Here is a 21,662-nt window from a genome sequence, read left to right as displayed (position 1 = left end):
GCGGAGAGGGTGCTTCGACAAGCTCAGCACGAACGGATTGGGAGATTGGATCCAACCGACCCCCGGCCGCTCCAATCAGGGTCGGGCGGCGCGGGCGGCCTCGGCGCCGTTGGTCAGGTCCGCGGCGCTCCAGCCCCCGCCCAGCGCCTGGACCAGTGCCACCGCGGTCGTCTGGCGGTCGAGCTGCGCCTGGATCAGCGCGCGCCGGGCGGTGAGCGCGGTGGCCTGTGCGCTCACCACGTCGGTAAAGACGACGATCCCCGCGCGATACTGATCGCGCAACGAGGCTTCGGACTTGTCGGCGGCGAACGAGGCGGTGCGCAGATACGCCTCCTGCCGCGCCAGGATCTGCGACGCGATCAGGTCGTCCTGCACCTCCTGAAAGGCGGTCAGCGTCACTTGCCGGTAATTCGCCACCGCCGCGTCATAGGCGGCCCGCGCCTGCGCGACGCGGGCACGGCGGGCGCCGAAATCGAGCAACGTCTGCGCCACCTGCGCGCCGAGCGACCAGAGCGAGGCGGCGGACGAGAACAGGCCGGACAGCGCGTTGTTGTTGAAGCCGCCCTCGGCCGAGAGGTTGACGGTCGGGAAGAAGGCGGCGCGCTGCACGCCGATCTCGGCATTGGCGGCGGCGACCGCGCGCTCGGCCGCGGCGACGTCGGGCCGGCGCTGCACGAGCGTCGCGGGCACGATGGCGGGCACCGCGGGGACGGCGGGAGTCCAGTTCGGGCCCATCGACGCCAGGGTGAAGCTTGCCGGGTTTTCGCCGACCAGCACCGCGATCGCATCCTCATATTGCGCACGCGTCCGCCGTTCGCCCTCCAGATCGGATTGCGCGGAGGCGAGCTGCGATTGCGCCTGATAGCTGTCGGTGCGCGCGACGATGCCGGCATTGTAGCGGTTGGTCGCGATGGTCAGCGAACGCTGATAGGCGTCCGCCGTCGCCGCCAGGCTCGCGATCTGCGCATCGACGGCGCGCAGCGACAGATAGTCGGTGGCGAGTTCGCCCTCCAGCGCGAGCCGGGCATTGGCCAGATCGGCCAGCCGCGCCTGTTCGGTCAGCCGGGCGTTGCGCGTGGTGTTGGTCAACTGCCCGAACAGGTCGGGCTGCCAGGCCGCATCCAGGTTCACGCGGTAATTGGTGGTGGTGCGGCCACCGGTGGTGATCGTGCCGGTGGTGGTTCCCGTGCTCGTCGTGGTGCCCGCGCCGGTTCCCGTTCCCGTGCTGCCACTGGCGATCGTGCCGCCGGTGACGACCGCGGTGTTGCCGCCCGAATAGGTGTGGGTCACCTGGCCGTTCGCCGTCACCGTGGGGAAGAGCGCGGCACGCGCCTCGCGCGTGGCGGCGCGTGCCTGGCGATAGGTGGCGGCAGCTTGGGCGAGCGTCTGGTTGTGCGCCACCGCGCGCGCGACGAGATCGTCGAGCGTCGGATCGGCGAAGCCCGTCCACCAGTCCGCGCGAGGCTGGTCGTCGGCGGGGCTCGCCACCTGCCAGCCGGGCGCGGTCTTCCAGGTGCCGGGCACGCCCAGCGCCGGTCGGTCATAATGCGGCGCGAGCGAGCAGCCGGCGAGGGCGCCCGTGGCCAGAAGGGCGATGGAACGGCGGAGGATCATGCGGGTCGCTCGCTGAGGCGCAGCCGCCGTTCGCGCCGCCGCGTCCGCCGCGTGGCGAGACGGTCGAGCGCGACATAGACGACGGGCGTGGTGAAAAGGGTGAGCAATTGGCTGGCGATGAGGCCGCCGATGATCGCGACGCCGAGCGGCTGACGCAATTCGGCGCCCTCGCCGAAGCCGATCGCCAGCGGCAGCGCGCCGAGGGCTGCGGCCAGCGTCGTCATCAGGATCGGGCGGAAGCGCAGCAGCGAGGCTTCGCGCGCGGCCTCCTCGGCGCTGAGCCCGCGGTCGCGCTGCGCATGGATCGCGAAATCGATGATGAGGATCGCGTTCTTCTTCACGATGCCGATCAGCAGGAACACCGCGATGAGCGCGATGATCGAGAAATCCATGCCCATGATCATGAGGCCCAGCACCGCCCCGACGCTGGCGGCAGGCAAGGTGGAAAGCACCGTCAGCGGATGGATCAGGCTTTCGTAGAGGATGCCGAGCACGAGGTAGATGGTGACGAGCGCGGCGAGGATCAGCAGCGGCTGCGATCCCTGGCTCTGCTGGAATTGCAGCGCGGTGCCGGCGAACGCGCCGTGCACGGTGGTGGGCATCGCGATCCGCGCCTCGGCGGCGGTGATCGCGGTCTGCGCGTCGGACAGCGCCTTGCCGGGCGCGAGATCGAACGAAACGGTGGCGGCCACCTCGGTGCCCTGATGGTTGACGCTGGCCGCGGTCGGCGCCTGACCGAAGCGGGCGATGGCGGGCAGCGGCACCATGTTGCGCACCGTGTTGGCGAGCGCGGAGCCGGTCGACGGGTTGCGCAGCGCGGGGTTGGTCGAGACGGTCGCGGTGGCGCTTTGGCCGGAGGCGGTGCTGGCAGTGCCGTTGGCTACCGCAACGCCCGTCCCGATGGCGGCGCCGTTTGCCGCCCCTTGCGTCGTCAGCCCCGACGACAGGCTGCTGCCGCTGCCGCCCGCGCTGCCCGACGTGCTGGCAACGCTGGTCGTGGCCGACGCTGTGGCACCCGCCGGCACGCGGATGTCGGGCAGCGCCTGCGGCCCCTGCGCATCGGCCTGCCGCCAGCCAAGGATCACGCTATACTGGTTGATGTCTTCATAGATGGTCGCGACGTTGCGCTGGCCGAACGCATCGTACAGCGCATTGTCGACGTCGCGCGGGGCAATGCCGACGCGCGAGGCCGCATCCTTGTCGATCGTCACGAAGCTTTCGACACCGTTCTCGGCCAGATCGCTGTCGACGTTCTTCAGGACCGGGCTGGCCTCCAGCGCCTTGGTCAGCTTCTGCGACCAGGTCTTCAGGTTTGCGGTGCTGTCCGCCATCAGCGTATATTGGTAGGTCGCGTTGCCCTGCCGTCCGCCCGCGCGCAGATCCTGTACGGGGTTGAGGAACAGGCGGATGCCCTTCACCGGCTGGAGATGCTGCTGGAGCCGCGCAATCACCTTGGTGCTGGTCATGCCGTGGCGCTGGCCGATGGGTTTCAGGCCGACCATGATGAACGCGCCGCCCGCGCGATTGCCGCCGGTGAAGCCGACGACGCTCTGCACCGCGCGATCGGCCTTGATGATGCCGATGATCTGGCGCAGCTTGTCCTGCATCGCCTGGAACGACACGCTTTCGTCGGCGCGCACGCCGGCCATCAGCAGCGGCGATTCCTGCTGCGGGAAGAAGCCCTTGGGCACTTCGATATAGAGATAGACGGTCAACCCCACGACCGCGACGAGCAGCAGCAGCATGAGCCGCTTCATCTGCAGCGCCCAGTCGAGCGCGCGGGCATAGCCGCGCTCGACCCGCACCCAGCCGCGCTCCAGCCATTGCGACGCGCGGCCCGGCCGATGCTCGGGCGAGACGGTGTCGGCGCGCAGGAACCAGGCGCACAGCATCGGCGTGGTGGTGAGCGACAGCACCAGGCTGATCATCACCGCCACCGACAGCGTCACCGCGAATTCGCGGAACAGCCGCCCCACGATCCCGCCCATGAAGAGGAGCGGGATGAACACCGCGACGAGGCTGAGCGAGATCGACAGCACGGTGAAGCCCACCTCGGACGCGCCGCGCAGCGCGGCGTCGAACCGGTTCATCCCCGATTCGAGATGCCGGGTGGTGTTCTCGAGCACGACGATCGCGTCGTCCACCACGAAGCCGGTCGCGACCGTGATCGCCATCAGCGACAGATTGTCGAGGCTGAAGCCGATCAGGTACATCACGCCGAACGTGCCGAGCAGCGACACGATCGTGGCGACGGCGGGGATCATCGTTGCGCGCACGTCGCGCAGAAACGCATAGACGACGATCACCACCAGGATCAGCGCGATGACGACGGTGATCTCGATCTCGCGGATCGATGCGCGGATCGAGCTGGTTCGATCGCTGGCGACATCCAGCCGGATGTCGGCCGGGATCTGCGCGCGGATGCCGGGCAGCTCCGCGGTGATGGCGTTCACCATCTGGATCAGATTGGCGCCCGGCTGTTGCGTGATGTTGACGATGATCGCGCGCTTGCCGTTGTAGAGCCCCAGCGTCCGCGTGTCGGCCACGCTGTCGGTCACTGCGGCGATGTCCTCCAGCCGCACCGCGCCGCCGTTGCGCCAAGCGATCACCAGCGGACGGTAATCCGCCGCCACGCGCCCGGCGGCGTTGGTGTAGATCTGCCACGATCGGCCGTTGGTGCCCTGCACCAGCCCCTTGGGACGGTTCGCGTTCGCCGCCTCGATCGCGGCGCGCACGTCCTCCATGGCGATGCCGTAGCTATTGAGCCGGTACGGGTTCACGTCGACGCGCACCGCGGGCAGCGATCCGCCGCCCACCTCGACGTCGCCGACGCCCGGGATCTGGAGCATGCGCTGCTGGATGATGTTCGACACCGCGTCGTACACCTGGCCCGCGGTGCGCGTATCCGAGGTGAGCGCGAGCGTGACGACCGGCTGGTTGGCCGGGTTCACCTTGCGATAGGTGGGGTTCTGCTTCAGCGTCGCGGGCAGGTCGACGCGCGCGGCGTTGATCGCCGCCTGCACCTCGCGCGCGGCGCCGTCGATATTCTTCGACAGATCGAATTGCAGGATCACGCGCGTCGAGCCGAGCGAACTGGACGACGTCATCTCGTTCACGCCCGAGATGGTCGACAGCCGGCGTTCGAGCGGCGTCGCGACGCTCTGCGCCATCACCTCGGGGCTGGCGCCCGCCAGATTGGCGGACACCGCGATCACCGGCAGGTCGATCTGCGGCAGCGGCGCGATCGGCAGCGAGAAGAAGCCCGCGATCCCCGCCAGCGCCAGCCCCACCGTCAGCAGGATCGTCGCGATCGGCCGCCGGATGAAGGGCGCGGAGAGGTTCACGGGCGGGCTTCCGGCCCGACATTGGGGGTGGCCTTCACGCCCCAGCCGCGCGCGGCGAGCCGCTGCTGCGCGCGATCGAAATAGAGATAGACGATCGGCGTCGTGAAGATCGTGAGCAACTGGCTGACCAGCAGCCCGCCGAAGATCGCGATGCCCAGCGGCCGGCGCAGCTCGGCGCCTTCGCCCAATCCCACCATCAGCGGCACTGCGGCGAACAGCGCGGCGAGCGTCGTCATCAGGATGGGGCGGAAGCGCAGGATCGCGGCCTGGCGGATCGCCGCGATCGGCGCGAGCCCCTCGTCGCGTTCGGCCGCGATCGCGAAATCGATCATCATGATCGCGTTCTTCTTCACGATGCCGATCAGCAGCACGATGCCGATGATCCCGATCACGTCGAGATCATGGCCGGTGATCCACAGGGCGAAGAGCGCGCCGACCGCGGCCGAGGGCAGGGTCGACAGGATCGTCACCGGGTGGATGAAGCTTTCGTAGAGCACGCCGAGCACGATGTAGACGCACACCAGCGCGGCCAGAATCAGCCAGAGCTGGTTGGAGAGCGACGAGGCGAACGCGCCCGCCGCGCCGAGGAAGGTGATCGTCACGCCGCGCTTCAGTTGCAGGTCGTCCACCGCCTTCTGGATCGCATGCGTCGCGGTGCCGAGCGAGACGCCGGGCGCGGTGTCGAAATTGACCGTGGCGGCGGGGAACTGGCCGACATGCGTGATGGCGAGCGGCGACTGCCCCTCGGTGATCCGCGCGACGGCGTTGAGCGGCGTCGCGCCGCCCTGTGCGGGCAGATGGAGCAGCCCCAGTTGCTGCGGATCGGTGACGAGCCCCGCGGCGGCCTCGAGGATCACGCGATACTGTGTCGTCTCGGTGAAGATCGTCGAGACGATGCGCTGGCCGAACGCGGAATAGAGCGTGTCGTCTACGCTGGAGGCGGTGATGTTGAGGCGCGCCGCGGTGTCGCGGTCCACGGTGACGACGGCGGACGCCCCCATCGCGCCCGCATCGGTGGAGATATTGGCCACCTTCGTCACATGGCCGAGCGCCGCGGCGATCCGCTTGGCCTCGGCGGTGACGTCCGCGGTGTTCGAGCCCTGCACGGCGATGCGATATTGGGTGGGGCCGCTTTCCGCGTCGATCGTCAGATCCTGCGTCGGCTGGAGATAGAGCGTCACGCCGGGAATGCGGTCCACCGCGTCCTTCAGCCGCGCCATCAGCCGCTGCTGGTCGTCATGGCTGGTCTTCAGGTTGACGAGCATCGTGCCGGTGTTGAGCGCGGCGTTGTTGCCGCCGTCCACGCCGACGAACGACGACAGCGATTCGACGTCGCCGTCCTGAAGGATGGTGCGCGCCGCCTGGAGCTGGAGCGCGGCCATCCGGTCGTAGGAGACGCCGGCGGACGCGACGATCCGCGCCTGCAACTGGCCGGTGTCCTGCGTCGGGAACAGCCCCTTGGGGATGACGAGGTACAGCCCCACCGTCAGCGCGAGCGTGGCGATCGCGACGAGCAGCGTGGCGAACCGGCGCGCAAGCACGAAATCGAGCGCGCGCTCGTAACGGCGCTCCACGCGCTCGAACAGCGCCGCCGATCGCTGCGCGACGCGGCTCGGGCGCTCGTCGCCCGGTGCCTTCAGCCAACGGGCCGACAGCATCGGCGTCAGCGTCAGCGAGACCACCGCGGAGATCAGGATCGTCACCGCCAGCGTCACCGCGAATTCGCGGAACAGCCGGCCGACGATGTCGCCCATGAACAGCAGCGGGATCAGCACCGCAATGAGGCTGACGGTAAGCGAGATGATCGTGAAGCCGATCTCGCCCGCGCCCTTCAGCGCCGCCTCGAACGGCGGAATGCCCTCCTCGATATGGCGCTGGATGTTCTCGATCATCACGATCGCGTCGTCCACCACGAAGCCGGTCGCGATCGTCAGCGCCATGAGGCTCAGATTGTCGAGGCTGTAGCCGAGCAGGTACATCACGCCGAACGACCCGATCAGGCTGATCGGCACGGCGAGCCCGGCGACGAGCGTCGCGCGCGCCGAATGGAGGAAGAAGAAGATCACCAGCACGACGAGCGCGACCGCGAGGACGAGTTCGAATTCCACGTCGTGCACCGAGCTGCGGATGCCCGTGGTGCGATCGGCCAGGATCGTGGCATGCAGCCCGGCCGGCAGGCTCTTCAGCAGTTCGGGAAGCTGCACCTTGATCGCGTCGGTGGTGGCGATGACATTGGCGCCCGGCTGGCGCTGGACGTTCAGGATAATCGCCGGCGTGGTGTTCGCGAGCGCCCCCAGCCGCGCGTTCTCCGCACCCTCGGTCACCTGCGCCACGTCCTTCAGCCGCACCGGCGCGGCGTTCTGATAGGTGACGATCAGGTTGTTGTAGTCGTCGACCGATTCGAGCTGGTCGTTGGCGTTGATCTGGTAGGATCGGTTGGGCCCGTCGAAACTGCCCTTGGCCGAATTGGCGTTGGCGTTGGTGATCGCGGTGCGGATCTGCGCCAGGCTGAGCCCGTAGCTCGACAGCTTCTGCGTGTCCGCACGGATCCGGATCGCGGGCTTCTGCCCGCCGGCCAGTCCGACCAGACCCACGCCGGTGATCTGGCTGATCTTCTGCGCCAGGCGCGTGTCGACGATCGACTGAACCTGGGTGAGCGGGATCGTGGTCGAGGTGATCGCGATCGTCAGGATCGGCGCGTCGGCGGGGTTGATCTTGGCATAGACCGGCGGCGCGGGCAGGTCGGCTGGCAGCAGCGCCTGCGCCGCGTTGATCGCCGCCTGCACCTCCTGCTCCGCCACGTCGAGCCCTTCGGCGAGCGTGAACTGGAGCGTGATGACCGACGCGCCCGACGCGCTGGTCGATTCCATTCGCGCGAGGCCCGGCATCTGCCCGAACTGGCGCTCCAGCGGCGCGGTGACCGTCTGGCTCATCACCTCGGGGCTGCCGCCCGGATAGAGCGTCGTTACCTGGATCGTCGGATAATCCACCTGCGGCAGCGCGGACAGCGACAGCAGGCGAAAGCCGACGAGCCCGGCCAGCACGATCGCGACCATGAACAGCGCGGTCGCGACCGGCCGCAGGATGAAGAGGCGGGACGGGCCCATGGTGGCGATCAGCCGCGCTGACGCCGGCCGTGCCGTCCGCCGCCACCCGCCGCCGGCGCATCGCCGGGCAGCGCCACCTTCGCGCCCTCGGTCAGCCGGTCGCCGCCATCGGTGACGATCGTTTCGCCGAGCGCCAGCCCCGAGACGATCTGCGTCCGGTCGGCGCCGACGATCCCCGTCGTCACCTTGCGTTCGGTGACGGTGCGGTCCGGCTTCAGCAGCCAGACGAAGCTGCCGTCCGGCCCCGAGCGGATCGCGGCGGGCGGCACCGTGACGGCATCGGCGACGGTGTCGATGGTGAGCCGCACGTTGACGAACTGGCTGGGGTAGAGCTGGTAGCGTGCGTTGGGGAAGCGCGCCTTGCCCTTGATCGTGCCCGTGGTGGTGTCGACCGCGTTGTTGAGCGTCGAGAAGCGCCCGGTATCGAGCGTCTGCGTGCGCGTGCTGTCGAGCGCGATCGCGGGGATCTCGGCACCGGCGGCGATGCGCTTCTGGATCGCGGGCGCCTGTTGCTGGGGCAACGCGAACTCGACGTCGATCGGCTGCAGCGTCGTCACCACGACGATTCCGTTGGTGTCGCCCGCGCCGATATAATTGCCGATATCGACCACGCGCAGACCGACCCGGCCCGATACCGGCGAGATGATCCGGGTGAAGCCCAGATTGATCCGCGCCGCGTCCACCTGGCCCTGGTCGATCGCGATCGTGCCCTGGAGCTGGCCGACGAGCGCGGCCTGCGTGTCACGGTCCTGCCGCGCGATCGAATCCTGCTTCAGCAGCGTGTCGTAGCGTTCGAGCAGGACGCGCGCGTTCGCCAGTTGCGCGCGGTCGCGGGCGAGCGCGCCCTGCGCCTGGAGCAGCGTGGCGCGATAGGGCCGCGGATCAATGACCGCCAGCGGCTGGCCCTTCGCGACATTCTGCCCCTCGCGGTAGAGGATCTGGACGATCGTGCCCGATACCTGCGGCCGCACGGTGACGGTGGCGGCGGGCGTGACGGTGCCCAGCGCCTCGACCTGGATCGGCAGATCGGCCTGCGCCGCCTTGGCGGTGCCGACCGTCGTCGGCTGCTGCATGCCGCCGCCGGGCCCGCCACGCCCGCCGCCGCCACCGCCGCGCCGCCCGCCGCCACCGCCCTGTCCACCCGAGTTCGACGCGCTGTTGTGCGACAGGAACACGGCGAAAGCGATCAGCAGCAACAGCCCCAGGATGCCGCCGATCCAGCTGATCGTGCGACCTCGCCCGGACAGGCGCCTTGGCAGCGGGTCCGAAACGGCGCCGGTCCGCATCGCCGACGGGTCTTGGGGATCATATTCGGTCATGCTGACTCCGTCGCCGTCGACCTGATCTTCACCGCCCGAGGCGGCACGCTGTCAAGCCGCCGCCGCTGCTTTCGTGTTGCCGTAAGGACGATCGCGTTGAACCGTGGATGAATGCCCGGCCATTCAGCGCGTGGCGGCGACCCAGGCGTCGATCTTGGCCTCCAGCACGGGCATCGGCAGCGATCCCGTGTCGAGCACCTGCGCGTGGAACGCGCGCGGATCGAACTTCGCGCCCAGCGCCGCCTTGGCCTTGTCCTTGGTGCGCTGGATCGTCAACTGGCCGATCTTGTAAGCCAGCGCCTGTCCCGGAATCGCGATGTAGCGCTCGACCTCCGCGGTGGCGTCGGTGCGCGCCATCGGCGAATTGGCGAGCATATAGTCGATCGCCTTGTCGCGGCTCCAGCCCTGCGCGTGGATGCCGGTATCGACCACCAGCCGCATCGCGCGCAGCATCTCGTCGTTGAGGCCGCCCATCCGCTGATAGGGATCGGTTTCCATTCCCAGATCGTGCCACAGCGATTCCGAATAGAGCGCCCAACCCTCGACATAGGCGGTGTTGCCGCCGAAGCGCATGAAGGCGGGCAGCGCCACATTCTCCTGCGCCAGGCTGATCTGGAAATGATGGCCCGGCACCGCCTCGTGCAGGAACAGAGTCTCCATCTCCCACATGTAGCGCGAGGGCAGGTCGTAAGTGTTGTAGTAGAACACGCCTGGCCGCGATCCGTCGGGCGTGCCCTGCTGGTAGGATCCGCCGGCGTCGGTCTTTTCCTTGTACGCGGGCACCGGGCGGATCTCGAGCGGGGTCTTGGGCGTCAGGGAGAATTGCTCGGGAATGCGCTGATACACGCGCCGCCCGATCGCCTCATAGCCCGCGCGGAGCTGTTCGGCGGATTTGGGCGCAAAGCGCGGATCGGTGCGCAGGAAGGTGAAGAACTCGGGCAGCGTCCCCTTGAAGCCGACCGCGACGCGCTGCGCCTCCATCGCCTTGGTGATGCGCGCGACTTCGGACAGGCCGAGATCGTGGACATAGGTGGCGGTGAGCGGCAGCGTGGTGTTCTGTTCGATCAGATAGGCATAGAGCCGGTCGCCGCCCGGCATGCCCGACAGCCCCACGCTGTCGCGGGCGGCGGCGAGATAGGTGCCGCTGAGGAAATCGCGCATCCGCCGTTCGGCCGGGATCACCACGTCGCGGATCTGCGCGGCATAGGCGGCGCGCAGCCGCGCCTGATCGGCGGGGGAGATGGTGGCGGGAAAGCGCTTGAGCGGGGCGTAGAAGGTCGATCCCTCGACGCCTTGCGCGATCAGATTGTCGAACTGGCCGATCATGTTGCGCACGACCAGCTTGGGCTGGACTATGCCCGCCTGCATGCCCTGGCGGAATCGGCCGATCGCCTCGTCGAGCAGCACCGCATATTGCGCGTTGCGCTTCAGGTTGTTCTCGTAATCGATCAGCGTCTTGAACGGCGCGGCGCCCTGGCCCGAGGCGAAATCGGGATAGAAGGTCTGGATGCCGTAGAAATGGTCCATCGGCCGCACGACCGTGAGCGCGACGAGATCGGGCTGGAGCCCGCGCAGGCCGATCGCGGTCTGGTTCTTGAACACGTCATAGGCCACTTGGTCGACATGGCTGAGCCGGGCGCGGTCGATCCGCGACAGTGCGGCCAGATCGCTCTCCGCGGCGGCCTTTTCGGCGGCGATCGATGCGTCCGAGAAGAAATCGCCCAGCCGATCGGCATAGCGCAGGTCGCCGCGGCTGATCGCGCTCACCGGGTTGCGCTTCAGGCTGGCCTCGTCGCTGTCGTAGAACAGCCGCTTCAGCTTCGCATCCTCGGGCCGGTCGCCCGGCAGCGGCACGGGCGGCGGCAGCGCCTGCGCGAAGGCCGGGGCGGCAGTGGCGGCGAGCAGGGCGGCGATGAACAGACGCAAGCGGCGTTTCCCTTCGAAGGATTCGCCGTCGTTATGATCGCGGGTGGGCGCTCCGCCAAGCGGTTTGAAGCGCCGCCCTATTCTTCGGCGACGCCGGTATGCACGTCGAACTGCGTCAGCGTCGCCGGGCCGAAGGTGGTGGTCAGCGCGGTGTCGGTCGCGTCGCGGCCGCGCGCCATCAGGATGCGCCCGATCCGCGGCTTGTTGTGGCGCGCGTCGAACGTGTGCCAGGCGCCGCCCAGATACACGTCGAACCAGGCGGAAAAATCCATCGGACCGGGGATCGGCGCGATCCCGATATCGCCCAGATAGCCGGTGCAATAGCGCGCCGGGATGTTCATGCAGCGGCACAGGGTGATCGCCAGATGCGCGAAATCGCGGCACACGCCCTGCTGCTCCTGATGAGCGTCCCACGCCGTCTTGGTCGAGCGGGCGTGATGATAGCCGAATTCGATATGGTTGTGGGTGAATTCGACGATCGCTTGCACCCGCTCCCAGCCGGATTTCACATGGCCGAACAGGCCCCAAGCGGTGTCGGACAGCCGGTCCGTCTCGCAATAGCGGCTGCCGAGCAGATAGATCAGCACGTCGTCGGGCAGGTCCTCCACCGCATGCTGCACCGCATCGGGGCTCTGCAGATCGGGCTCGCCGCTGTCGTGGATGGTGAAGTCGCAGCTCAGCGTCAGGCCACCGACCGGCACGGTGACGCGCGTGCAAACATTCCCGAACGCATCGAGATAATCGTACATCGGCACATCGGGCGTCGCGACGATCCGCTGCAGCGTCCGCAGGTCCTTGTTGCGCGACGGATGGATGCTGAGCATCGCCATCATCGGTGTTGGCACCTCGGTGTCGAAGCGGATGTCGTAGCCGGCGCGGATCAGCATGTCGCGATACTCCTGGGGGTGGGGGCTGCGGATTGCAGCGCCGGCGGATCGACGGTGATGTCGACCGATATGGTCATGTCGAGGAAGCTGCCGGGAAAGCCGCTCCAGGTGCCCGAGATCGGCACCGCCTGGTAAAGATCGCGCGCGATCGCAACGCGGATCAGCCCGCGGTTGCCGACGATCCCGTTGGTGGGATCGAATTCGACCCAGCCCGATCCGGGCAGATACACGCGCACCCAGGCATGGGTATTGCCCCCGCCGGTGCGCTGCTCGCGGCGCGTGGGGCTGTAGACATAGCCGGAGACGAAGCGCGCGGCGAAGCCCAGCGCGCGGACCGCCTCGATCATCAGCATCGCATAGTCGCGGCAGGTGCCCTTGCGGCGCTCCAGCGTCTCGATCGGCGTCTGCGTGCCCTTTTCGGGGCGCGCGACATAGGTGAAGTCGCGGCGGATCGCCGCCGTCATCGCCGAGAGCATCTCGAGCGTATCGGTCTGCCCCGACGCGCCGACGAAGCGCCGCGCCCAGGCGTCGATCCGGCGCTGCGGATCGTGATGCTGGCGCTCGATCGAACGCAGCAGATCGGGCATTTCCTCGGACGAATAGGTGAAGGGATAGAGCCGGGCGTAATTCTCGATATCGACGTCCTGCACTTCGGCGGGGCGGTGATCGAGGCGGATGCGGCTGTCGAACACCAGCTCGGCGGCGGGGCGGTCGAACGTGGCGATGGCCACCGAATTGCCGAACACGTCCTGCAGCCAGCGGATATCGGCGGGTTCTGGCGTGATCGCGAGCGTCGCGTCGACGAGATGCTGGTCGTAGCTTTCGCGCGGGCGCACCATGATCCGGTGCTCGCCAAACGCCACCGGTTGGCGGTAAGTGTAGCGCGTGATGTGCGAAAGGGTGAGCAATGGCATCGGTACGTATCCCGTGAGCGACGAACCGACCGACCGGCTGCTGGGGACCGATGATGCCGCGCCGGTCCAAACAATCAACCCCAAAGGGCGATCATCGTTCCTGCTGATCGGCGATCATGCCGGCAATGCGATCCCGCAGCGGCTCGGCACGCTGGGTCTGGAGCCCGCCGAGCGCGTGCGGCACATCGCGTGGGACATCGGCATCGCCACGCTGGGCGCGTTGCTCGCCGAGACGCTCGACGCGGTGTTCGTGCGCCAGACCTATTCGCGGCTGGTGGTGGACTGCAACCGGCGGCACCAGGCGCCCGATGCGATCGCGCCGGCGAGCGACGGCACGGTGGTGCCGGGCAATGCCGATCTGACCGAGGCCGATCGCGCCCGGCGCTTCGCCGAGATCCACGAACCCTATCAGGCGGCGATCGCCGCAGAGATCGCGCGCCGCGACGCGGCGGGGCAGGCGACGATCCTCGTTTCGTTGCACAGCTTCACGCCGGTGATGCGCGGCTTCGCGCGGCCCTGGGAGGTGGGGATCCTGCACGATGCGGGAAATACCGGCTTCTCGCACGCGATGCTGGCCGCCCTGCGCGCGGAGGGCGACCTGACAGTGGGCGACAACGAGCCATACCGGATGGACCTGATCGACTATACCATTCCCCGCCACGCCTATCCGACGCTTCGCCCCTATGTGGAGATCGAGGTGCGGCAGGATCTGATCGGCGACGCGGCGGGCTGTGCCGCGTGGAGCGAGCGGCTGGCCCGCATCCTGACGCGCGCGGCGGGGTAGGGGGGGGCGTTTCCGACGATCGTTCCCCGGCCTTCGCCGGGGAACGAGACGGGGATCAGAGCCCGCCCGCCACCTGCGCGCGATAGGCCGCGACGATCTCCGCGGCGATCGCGTCCGGCGTGCGCATCGCGCCGTCGGCCATGGTGGAGACGGTGGCCCAGGCGCCCAGCATCCCGGTCGCGCCGATCGCGGTATAGTTCGCCCGCACCCGCGCCTGGAGCGCATCGTCGGCCTCGTTCTCGTCCAGCCCGCGGTCGGTGTAGGAGCGCTGCTGTTTCTGCAGCACCTGCCGGCGCGCGCGATCGAGCGGGGTGTCGAGGAAGATCGAGAGATCGGGCGCGGGCAGCGCGAACTGCACCGTCTCCAGCGCCACGATCCACCCCATCAGCGCCGCCGCCTCGTCGGCGGGCACCTTGGATGCCTGATAGACCATGTTGGACGCGATGTAGCGATCGAACACGATCACGTCGTTCTCCGCCGCCGCGCACGCCAGGTGGTCGCGCGATTCGTAGCGGTCGAGCGCATAGAGCACCGCCGCCGCCTGGGGCGAGGCGGTGCGCGGCAGTCGGCCGGACAGCAGCTCGCCGAGCATGTGGCCGCCCACCGTTTCGGCATAGCGCGGGAACGAGATCACCGTCGCGCGCGTGCCGGCGGCGTTCAGCCGTGCGGCGGCGGCGGCGGATGCGGTGGCCTTGCCGGCGCCGTCGGCGCCCTCGATCGCGAGAAGGAAGCTCATGGCCGATGCCCTAGCGCAAAGTCGCGCGCGGAACACCGTGCGGCGTGACGATCAATCGCGTCGCCAGAGCTGCGTCTTGCAGAGGAAGCGCCCCATGAGGCAGCCCTTCACCCGGATCGTCTGCGGATCGGCGAGCGTGATGGTCGAATCGAAGCTGCGGCCCATGTCGGGCACGAACAGCGTGCCGCTCCACACATTGTGCCCGCTCGGCTTGTAATCGCGCAGCAGCGCCACGCCGATCAGCGCCGCGCCGCTGCCGCGTTTCGCATCGGCCTCGGCGGCGGCCGAGGCGCGCACCACCCATCCGCAGGTGGCGGCGCCGCAGGGGCCGGTGCGCACGGCGACGCTGTTGCTGGGATTGTGCCACACCCCGTCGATGACCGGCGCGGGCGCGGGCAGGGCGGCTGCCATCAGCAGGGCTGCGATCATCGGGGCTCTCGAACACAGGAGGGAACGCGCCGGCGCGCGTCTTCAGCCCGCCCGCCCTGCACGGACCGCGATGAACGCCGCGTGGACGGCGGATGACGAGCGCGTCACCCCTGCGCCTGCGCCTGGTGGCGCGCATGGTGGCGGATCACCTCGTCGATGATGAAGCGCAGGAACTTCTCGGAAAATTCGGGATCGAGCCGCGCTTCGGTGGCCAGCCGGCGGAGCCGCGCGATCTGGCGTTCCTCGCGGCCCGGATCAGCGGCGGGCAGGCCGGTCGTCGCCTTGTGCCGCCCCACCGCCTGCGTGACCTTGAACCGTTCGGCGAGCAGGCAGACGAGCGCGGCATCGATATTGTCGATGCTCTGGCGATAGCCGTCCAGGATCTCGTCGGGCATCGTCGGCAGCTCCCATCATGGTGATGCGCCGATGTTGCCGGGTTCGGCCGCCCCGGGCAAGCGCCGGTACGAGGCCACAAGGCTTGCCTTGCGCCGCCCCAGCCGTCAGAGGCTCAGCGCATCATGAGCGCCACGATCCACCGCCTCGACTCCCGCCAGCCGCCGTCGCTCGAGCCGATGGTGAAGCTGGTCGCCGGCGACATGAATCAGGTGAACGCGGTGATCCTGTCGCGGATGCAGTCGGACATTCCGCTGATCCCCGAACTGGCCGGCCACCTGATCGCGGGCGGCGGCAAGCGGATGCGGCCGATGCTGACGCTCGCGAGCGCGCAGGCGATCGGCTATACCGGCACGCGCCACCACCGGCTGGCGGCGGCGGTGGAGTTCATCCACACCGCCACGCTGCTGCACGACGACGTGGTCGACGGATCCGATCTGCGCCGTGGCAAGCGCACCGCCAACATCATCTGGGGCAATCCCGCGACCGTGCTGGTCGGCGATTTCCTGTTCTCGCGCGCGTTCGAGCTGATGGTGGACGACGGCAGCCTGAAGGTGCTGAAGATCCTGTCGAGCGCGTCGGCGATCATCGCGGAGGGCGAGGTGAACCAGCTCACCGCCGCGCGCCGCATCGATCTGGCCGAGGATCGCTATCTCGACATCATCGGTGCCAAGACCGCCGCGCTGTTCGCCGCCGCCTGCCGGATCGCCGCGGTGGTGGCCGAACGCCCCGAGAGCGAGGAGATCGCGCTCGACACCTATGGCCGCAATCTGGGCATCGCGTTCCAGCTCGTGGACGATGCGATCGATTACGTCTCCGATGCGGGCACGATGGGCAAGGACAGCGGCGACGATTTCCGTGAGGGCAAGATGACGCTGCCGGTGATCCTGGCGCATGCCCGCGGTTCGGCGGACGACCGGCGCTTCTGGAAGGACGCGGTCGAGGGCCGGCGTTCCACCGATGCCGATCTGGCGCATGCGGTCGGCCTGATCCGCGCGACTCGCGCGATCGACGACACCATCGCGCGGGCGCGCCATTACGGTCAGCGCGCGATCGACGCGATCGCCGGGCTCGCATCGGGCAAGGCCAAGGACGCAATGACCGAAGCCGTCGAATTCGCGGTCGCACGCGCCTATTGATATCGAGTTCGATGACGATACCGCCACCCTTTCGCCCTGAGCTTGTCGAAGGGCCTGTCCGGAATGCGAAGGCCTATGCGGAGAGAAGGTGCTTCGACAAGCTCAGCACGAACGGTAAGGGAACCGGGGCCATCTGGCGTCGTCGATCCTAACGGCAGAAGCCCGCATGATCGTCCTCCAGATGGAGGTGGTTGCGGTGCGCGGCGTTGTAGTCGGGGCTCAGCACCGTGCCGAATCGTTTGCAGGCGGAGACATGGACCGTCTGGAGAAACCCGCGCACCTGCGGATCGGGTGAGTTCCAGTCGTTCAGGACCGTGATCCGGCGGCCGTCCTTCAGCACCACGCCGCCGAAATCCACCGCATTGGCGATCGCATGGCCCGAGCGGCGATCGGCATTGCGCACCGAGCCGACGACGTTGCGGCAGGCATAGCTGCCCATCCCCTCGACTCGCGCGATCTCGCTGCCGAGCATCTGATAGGCGGCGGGCGCCAGCGCGTTGCGCGTCCAGCTCGCGAACGCACGCGCCTCGCCGCAGCGAAGCGCGGTGATGCCGGTGACGGGCACGCCGATGTCGATCAACTGCACCGCGCCGAACACGCCGCAGCCGGCGCCGTAATCATGATCGGGCAGGGTGCGGTAGGACACGCCCATGCGGGTGAGGTCCGCTTCGCACTGCGCGGTCTCGCGAATCGCGGGCCGCGCCGGCTGGCCACGCGTGGCGGCGGGATGCTCGACCCGGCCGCACCCCGCAACGAGGAGGGCGAGGAGCGCCCATCGCATGTCCGTTCGCGTCATGCGTGGCGAAGCATCGTTCTTCATGCGCATAGACGTAGAGAGAAGACCTGCCCGCCGACAAGCTCGGCACGGACGGGAAAAGCCACCGCTCGTCCGTGTCCGGCCATTCCGCTTGCCACAATGCTCCTGCATCCCTAACGCCGTCGACGGGCCACGCCGCCCCAACGCGGCGCGTGCTCTCTGTGAGGAGAGAGACATTGACGGATACGCTTACCGCCCCCGAATCGGGCGCGACAACGAAGCCTGCCACCAAACCGGCACGCCCCTATTTCTCCAGCGGCCCCTGCGCCAAGCCGCCCGGCTGGGACGCGGCGAAGCTGGCCACCGCATCGCTCGGACGCTCGCACCGTTCCAAGATCGGCAAGCAGCGGCTGCAATATGCGATCGACCTGATGCGCGAGACGCTGAAGCTGCCCGACACGCACCGGATCGGCATCGTGCCGGGCTCCGACACCGGCGCTTATGAGATGGCGATGTGGACGATGCTGGGCGCCCGGCCCGTCACCGCGCTCGCCTGGGAGAGCTTCGGCGAAGGCTGGGTGACCGACGCGGTCAAGCAGTTGAAGATCGATCCGACCGTCATCCGCGCCGATTACGGGCAATTGCCCGATCTGGCCGCGGTCGACTGGTCGAGCGACGTGCTTTTCACCTGGAACGGCACCACGAGCGGCGTGCGCGTGCCCGATGCCGACTGGATCCCCGAGACCCGCGAGGGCCTGTCGTTCACCGATGCGACCTCGGGCGTCTTCGCCTATGACATCGACTGGGCGAAGATCGACGTCGCGACGTTCAGTTGGCAAAAGGTGCTGGGCGGGGAAGGCGCGCACGGCGTGCTGATCCTCGGCCCCCGCGCGGTGGAGCGGCTGGAAAGCTATACGCCCGCCTGGCCGCTGCCCAAGGTCTTCCGCCTCGTGTCCAAGGGCAAGCTGGCCGAGGGCGTGTTCAAGGGCGAGACGATCAACACGCCGTCGATGCTGGCCGTCGAGGACGCGATCTTTGCGCTCGAATGGGCCAAGGAGCTGGGGCCGGACGGGCTGATCGCGCGCAGCGATGCCAACGCCGCCGCGCTCGACCGGATTGTGGCGGAACGCGCCTGGCTCGGCCATCTCGCCGCCGATCCCGCCTCGCGTTCCAAGACCAGCGTGTGCCTGACCGTGGAGGGCGCGGACGAGGCGCTCATCAAGGCGATGGCGTCGCTGCTCGAAAAGGAAGGGGCGGCCTTCGACGTGGCGGGCTATCGCGATGCGCCGCCGGGCCTGCGCATCTGGTGCGGCGCCACCGTCGACACCGCGGATATCGTGGCGCTCGGCCCCTGGCTCGACTGGGCCTACGCGACCGCCAAGGCGGGCTGAACCCACCCTCTTCCGTTCGCCCTGAGCTTGTCGAAGGGCGTGTCACAAACGTTACCGTTCCGGGCATGGGCTTCGACAGGCTCAGCCCGAACGGCCTCTAGGATATTTCCATGCCCAAAGTCCTGATTTCCGACAAGATGGATCCCCGCGCCGCGCAGATCTTCCGCGAGCGCGGCGTCGAGGTGGACGAGATCACCGGCAAGACGCCCGACGAACTCGCCGCGATGATCGGCGAATATGACGGCCTTGCGATCCGCAGCTCGACCAAGGTGACCAAGGCGATCCTCGAGCACGCCACCAACCTGAAGGTGGTGGGCCGTGCCGGCATCGGCGTGGACAATGTCGACATCCCCGCCGCCTCTGCCAAGGGCGTGGTGGTGATGAACACGCCGTTCGGCAATTCGATCACCACCGCCGAACATGCCATCGCGCTGATGTTCGCGCTCGCGCGCCAATTGCCCGAGGCGGATGCCAGCACCCAGGCGGGGAAATGGGAAAAGAACCGCTTCATGGGCGTCGAGTTGACCAGCAAGACGCTGGGGCTGATCGGTGCGGGCAATATCGGCTCGATCGTCGCCGATCGCGCGCGTGGCCTCAAGATGAAGGTGGTGGCGTTCGATCCGTTCCTCACCCCCGAGCGTGCGATCGAGATGGGCGTCGAGAAGGTGACGCTGGACGAGCTGCTCGCCCGCGCCGATTTCATCACGCTGCACACGCCGTTGACCGACCAGACGCGCAACATCCTCTCGGCCGAAAACCTCGCCAAGACGAAGAAGGGCGTGCGGATCATCAACTGCGCACGCGGCGGCCTGATCGACGAGGCGGCGTTGAAGGCGGGGCTCGATTCGGGGCAGATCGGCGGCGCCGCGCTCGACGTGTTCGTCGAGGAGCCGGCCAAGGCGAGCCCGTTGTTCGGCACGCCCAATTTCGTCAGCACGCCGCATCTGGGCGCCTCCACCACCGAAGCGCAAGTCAACGTCGCGATCCAGGTCGCCGAGCAGATGGCCGATTTCCTGATGTCGGGCGGCGTCACCAACGCGCTCAACATGCCGAGCCTGTCGGCGGAAGAAGCGCCGAAGCTGAAGCCATACATGGCGCTCGCCGAAAAGCTCGGCAGCCTCGTCGGGCAGCTGGCGCATGGTTCGATCTCGGGCATTTCGGTCGAAGTCGAGGGCGCTGCGGCCGCGCTCAACCCCAAGCCGATCACCGGCGCGGTGCTGGCGGGCTTCATGCGGGTCCACACCGATACGGTGAACATGGTCAACGCGCCGTTCCTCGCCAAGGAACGCGGGCTCGACGTGCGCGAGGTGCGCCGCGAGCGCGAGGGCGATTACCACACGCTCGTCCGCGTGACGCTCAAGACCGATGCGGGCGATCGCTCGGTGGCGGGCACGCTGTTCGGCGATCAGGCGCCGCGGCTGGTCGAGCTGTTCGGCATCAAGGTCGAGGCCGATCTGGCTGGGCCGATGCTCTATGTCGTCAACGAAGATGCGCCGGGCTTCATCGGCCGGCTCGGCACCACGCTGGGCGCCGCCGGTGTCAACATCGGCACCTTCCACCTCGGCCGGCGTCAGGCCGGCGGCGAGGCGGTGCTGCTGCTGTCGGTGGACGAGGCGGTCACCGCCGACCTGTTGACCCAGGTGCGCGCGCTGCCCGGCGTGAAGACCGCGATGGGCCTGGTGTTCTGAACCCGGCGATGCGGGGAGGATTGCGCTTGGAGCCGCTCGCGCTATCAGCCGCTTCATGACCGCACTCCTCCCCGAAGGCTTTCACGATCGCCTGCCGCCCTTTGCCGACGCGGCCGCGGCGCTCGAAGCGCGGGTGCTGGAAGCGGCGCGGCGCCACGGCTATGAACGGGTCGACCCGCCGCTCGCCGAATTCGCCGAGGGGCTGGGTTCGCGGCTGAAGGCGGGCGGGCTGCACGATGCGGTGCGCTTCGTCGATCCGGTGTCGCAGCGGACGCTGGCGATCCGGCCTGATCTCACCGCGCAGGTGGCGCGGATCGCCGCCACGCGGATGGGGCACCATCCGCGCCCGGTGCGGCTCAGCTATGCTGGATCGGTGCTGAAGCTGCGCGCCTCGCAACTGGCACCCGCGCGCGAGCTTCGCCAGATCGGCTGCGAGCTGATCGGCCTCGATTCGGTCGCGGCGGCGGGCGAGGTGGTCGGCGTCGCGGTCGCGGCGCTCGCGGCGGCGGGCACGGGGCCGGTGTCGATCGATTTCACGCTGCCCGATCTGGTCGATACGCTCGCGGCGGGGCCGTTGCCGGTGCGCGACATCGCCGGCTTACGCGACCGGCTCGATGCGAAGGATGCGGGCGGGGTCGCCGCGCTCGCGCCCGATTATCTGCCGCTGGTGGCGGCGGCAGGGCCGTTCGCCACCGCCATGGCGCGGCTGCGGGCGTTCGATGCGCATGGCGTCCTCACCTCGCGGCTCGATGCGCTGGCGCGGATCGCGGCGGCACTGGGCGATGGCGTGCGGCTCACGCTCGATCCCACCGAGCGGCACGGGTTCGAATATCAGAGCTGGCTCGGCTTCTCGTTGTTTGCCGACGGTGTCGCGGGCGAAGTGGGGCGCGGCGGCACCTATACGATCGTCCACGAGAACGGCAGCGAGGAGCCGGCGACCGGCTTCTCGATCTATGCGGACGCGCTGGTGGGGCAGGCGGGCGGCGGCGAGCGGCGTCGGCTCTTCCTGCCGCTCGCCACGCCGGCCGCGCAGGCTGCGGCGCTCCGCGAGGCCGGCTGGGTGACGGTGGCGGCGCTGGAGGCGGACGATACGCCCGAAGCGCAACTGTGCACGCATTTCTGGCGCGAGGGGCAGGCGGTGCCGCTCGGCGGTTGACACGGGCGCCGGGCAGCCGCTAGGCGCGCCTCCGCAATCATTGGACACACCCGTCGCGCCGAGTCCTGTCGAAGGGCG

16 protein-coding genes are annotated in these 21,662 nt (G+C 68.6%); 5 read left to right on the top strand and 11 right to left on the bottom strand.

Annotated elements, in window-relative coordinates; translation table 11 throughout:
* Positions 1-75: 75 nt before the first annotated feature.
* The 7 genes from OXQ95_RS04250 to OXQ95_RS04220 all read right to left on the bottom strand — a co-directional run bounded on the left by OXQ95_RS04250 (position 76) and on the right by OXQ95_RS04220 (position 13,111).
* Positions 76-1,614 (bottom strand): efflux transporter outer membrane subunit, encoded by a 1,539-nt coding sequence (locus OXQ95_RS04250; protein ID WP_267380019.1) that lies wholly within the window; start codon positions 1,612-1,614, stop codon positions 76-78.
* Positions 1,611-4,958: an efflux RND transporter permease subunit gene (locus OXQ95_RS04245; RefSeq protein ID WP_267380016.1), complete on the bottom strand. Its 3,348-nt coding sequence runs from the start codon at positions 4,956-4,958 to the stop codon at positions 1,611-1,613. The genes OXQ95_RS04250 and OXQ95_RS04245 overlap by 4 nt, the downstream gene beginning before the upstream one ends.
* Positions 4,955-8,065 carry an efflux RND transporter permease subunit gene (locus OXQ95_RS04240; RefSeq protein WP_267380013.1) on the bottom strand — a complete coding sequence of 1,037 codons (3,111 nt, stop codon included), beginning with the start codon at positions 8,063-8,065 and terminating at the stop codon, positions 4,955-4,957. Before OXQ95_RS04240 ends, OXQ95_RS04245 begins: the two co-directional genes overlap by 4 nt.
* An 8-nt stretch (positions 8,066-8,073) precedes the next feature.
* Positions 8,074-9,384 carry an efflux RND transporter periplasmic adaptor subunit gene (locus OXQ95_RS04235; protein WP_267380010.1) on the bottom strand — a complete coding sequence of 437 codons (1,311 nt, stop codon included), beginning with the start codon at positions 9,382-9,384 and terminating at the stop codon, positions 8,074-8,076.
* 123 nt (positions 9,385-9,507) lie between these two features.
* Positions 9,508-11,310, bottom strand: coding sequence for a DUF885 domain-containing protein (locus OXQ95_RS04230; protein WP_267380007.1), 1,803 nt, complete (start codon positions 11,308-11,310; stop codon positions 9,508-9,510).
* Between the two features lie 77 nt (positions 11,311-11,387).
* Positions 11,388-12,197 (bottom strand): transglutaminase family protein, encoded by an 810-nt coding sequence (locus OXQ95_RS04225; protein WP_267380004.1) that lies wholly within the window; start codon positions 12,195-12,197, stop codon positions 11,388-11,390.
* Positions 12,191-13,111, bottom strand: a complete 921-nt coding sequence (locus OXQ95_RS04220) for a transglutaminase family protein (protein WP_267380001.1) — start codon at positions 13,109-13,111, stop codon at positions 12,191-12,193. The genes OXQ95_RS04225 and OXQ95_RS04220 overlap by 7 nt, the downstream gene beginning before the upstream one ends.
* Before the next feature lie 13 nt (positions 13,112-13,124).
* Between OXQ95_RS04220 and OXQ95_RS04215 the strand changes: the two genes are divergently transcribed.
* Positions 13,125-13,895 carry an N-formylglutamate amidohydrolase gene (locus OXQ95_RS04215; RefSeq protein WP_267379998.1) on the top strand — a complete coding sequence of 257 codons (771 nt, stop codon included), beginning with the start codon at positions 13,125-13,127 and terminating at the stop codon, positions 13,893-13,895.
* 55 nt (positions 13,896-13,950) lie between these two features.
* On the opposite strand, the gene OXQ95_RS04210 is transcribed toward OXQ95_RS04215, so the two are convergent.
* The 3 genes from OXQ95_RS04210 to OXQ95_RS04200 form a co-directional block, all read right to left on the bottom strand.
* Positions 13,951-14,631, bottom strand: a complete 681-nt coding sequence (locus tag OXQ95_RS04210) for a thymidylate kinase (protein ID WP_267379996.1) — start codon at positions 14,629-14,631, stop codon at positions 13,951-13,953.
* A 51-nt stretch (positions 14,632-14,682) separates the two neighbouring features.
* Entirely contained in the window at positions 14,683-15,060 is a 378-nt protein-coding gene (locus tag OXQ95_RS04205; protein WP_242095971.1) for a DUF2147 domain-containing protein, read from the bottom strand.
* A 104-nt stretch (positions 15,061-15,164) separates the two neighbouring features.
* A complete protein-coding gene (locus OXQ95_RS04200) occupies positions 15,165-15,455 on the bottom strand; it encodes a chorismate mutase (protein WP_242095972.1) in 291 nt (96 codons plus the stop codon).
* Positions 15,456-15,578: 123 nt separating this feature from the next.
* On the opposite strand from OXQ95_RS04200, the gene OXQ95_RS04195 reads away from it, so the two are divergent.
* Entirely contained in the window at positions 15,579-16,592 is a 1,014-nt protein-coding gene (locus OXQ95_RS04195) for a polyprenyl synthetase family protein (RefSeq protein WP_242095973.1), read from the top strand.
* A 148-nt stretch (positions 16,593-16,740) separates the two neighbouring features.
* Here OXQ95_RS04195 and OXQ95_RS04190 read toward each other — a convergent pair whose 3' ends face one another.
* A complete protein-coding gene (locus OXQ95_RS04190) occupies positions 16,741-17,373 on the bottom strand; it encodes an extensin family protein (protein ID WP_267379986.1) in 633 nt (210 codons plus the stop codon).
* Positions 17,374-17,585: 212 nt separating this feature from the next.
* Between OXQ95_RS04190 and OXQ95_RS04185 the strand changes: the two genes are divergently transcribed.
* From OXQ95_RS04185 to OXQ95_RS04175, 3 genes are all read left to right on the top strand, one after another.
* Entirely contained in the window at positions 17,586-18,740 is a 1,155-nt protein-coding gene (locus OXQ95_RS04185; protein WP_267379983.1) for a phosphoserine transaminase, read from the top strand.
* A 110-nt stretch (positions 18,741-18,850) separates the two neighbouring features.
* Complete coding sequence (serA, locus tag OXQ95_RS04180) at positions 18,851-20,428, top strand: phosphoglycerate dehydrogenase (protein WP_267379980.1); 1,578 nt, start codon at positions 18,851-18,853, stop codon at positions 20,426-20,428.
* 55 nt (positions 20,429-20,483) lie between these two features.
* On the top strand, positions 20,484-21,584 hold the full coding sequence (locus OXQ95_RS04175; RefSeq protein WP_267379978.1) for an ATP phosphoribosyltransferase regulatory subunit: 1,101 nt from the start codon (positions 20,484-20,486) through the stop codon (positions 21,582-21,584).
* Positions 21,585-21,662: the final 78 nt, after the last annotated feature.

Source organism: Sphingomonas sp. GC_Shp_6, from assembly GCF_026540835.1.
In the GTDB taxonomy this organism is placed as follows: Bacteria; Pseudomonadota; Alphaproteobacteria; order Sphingomonadales; family Sphingomonadaceae; genus Sphingomonas.
Note: the sequence above shows the minus strand (reverse complement) of the source record. Positions and strands in the feature narration are given on the sequence as shown.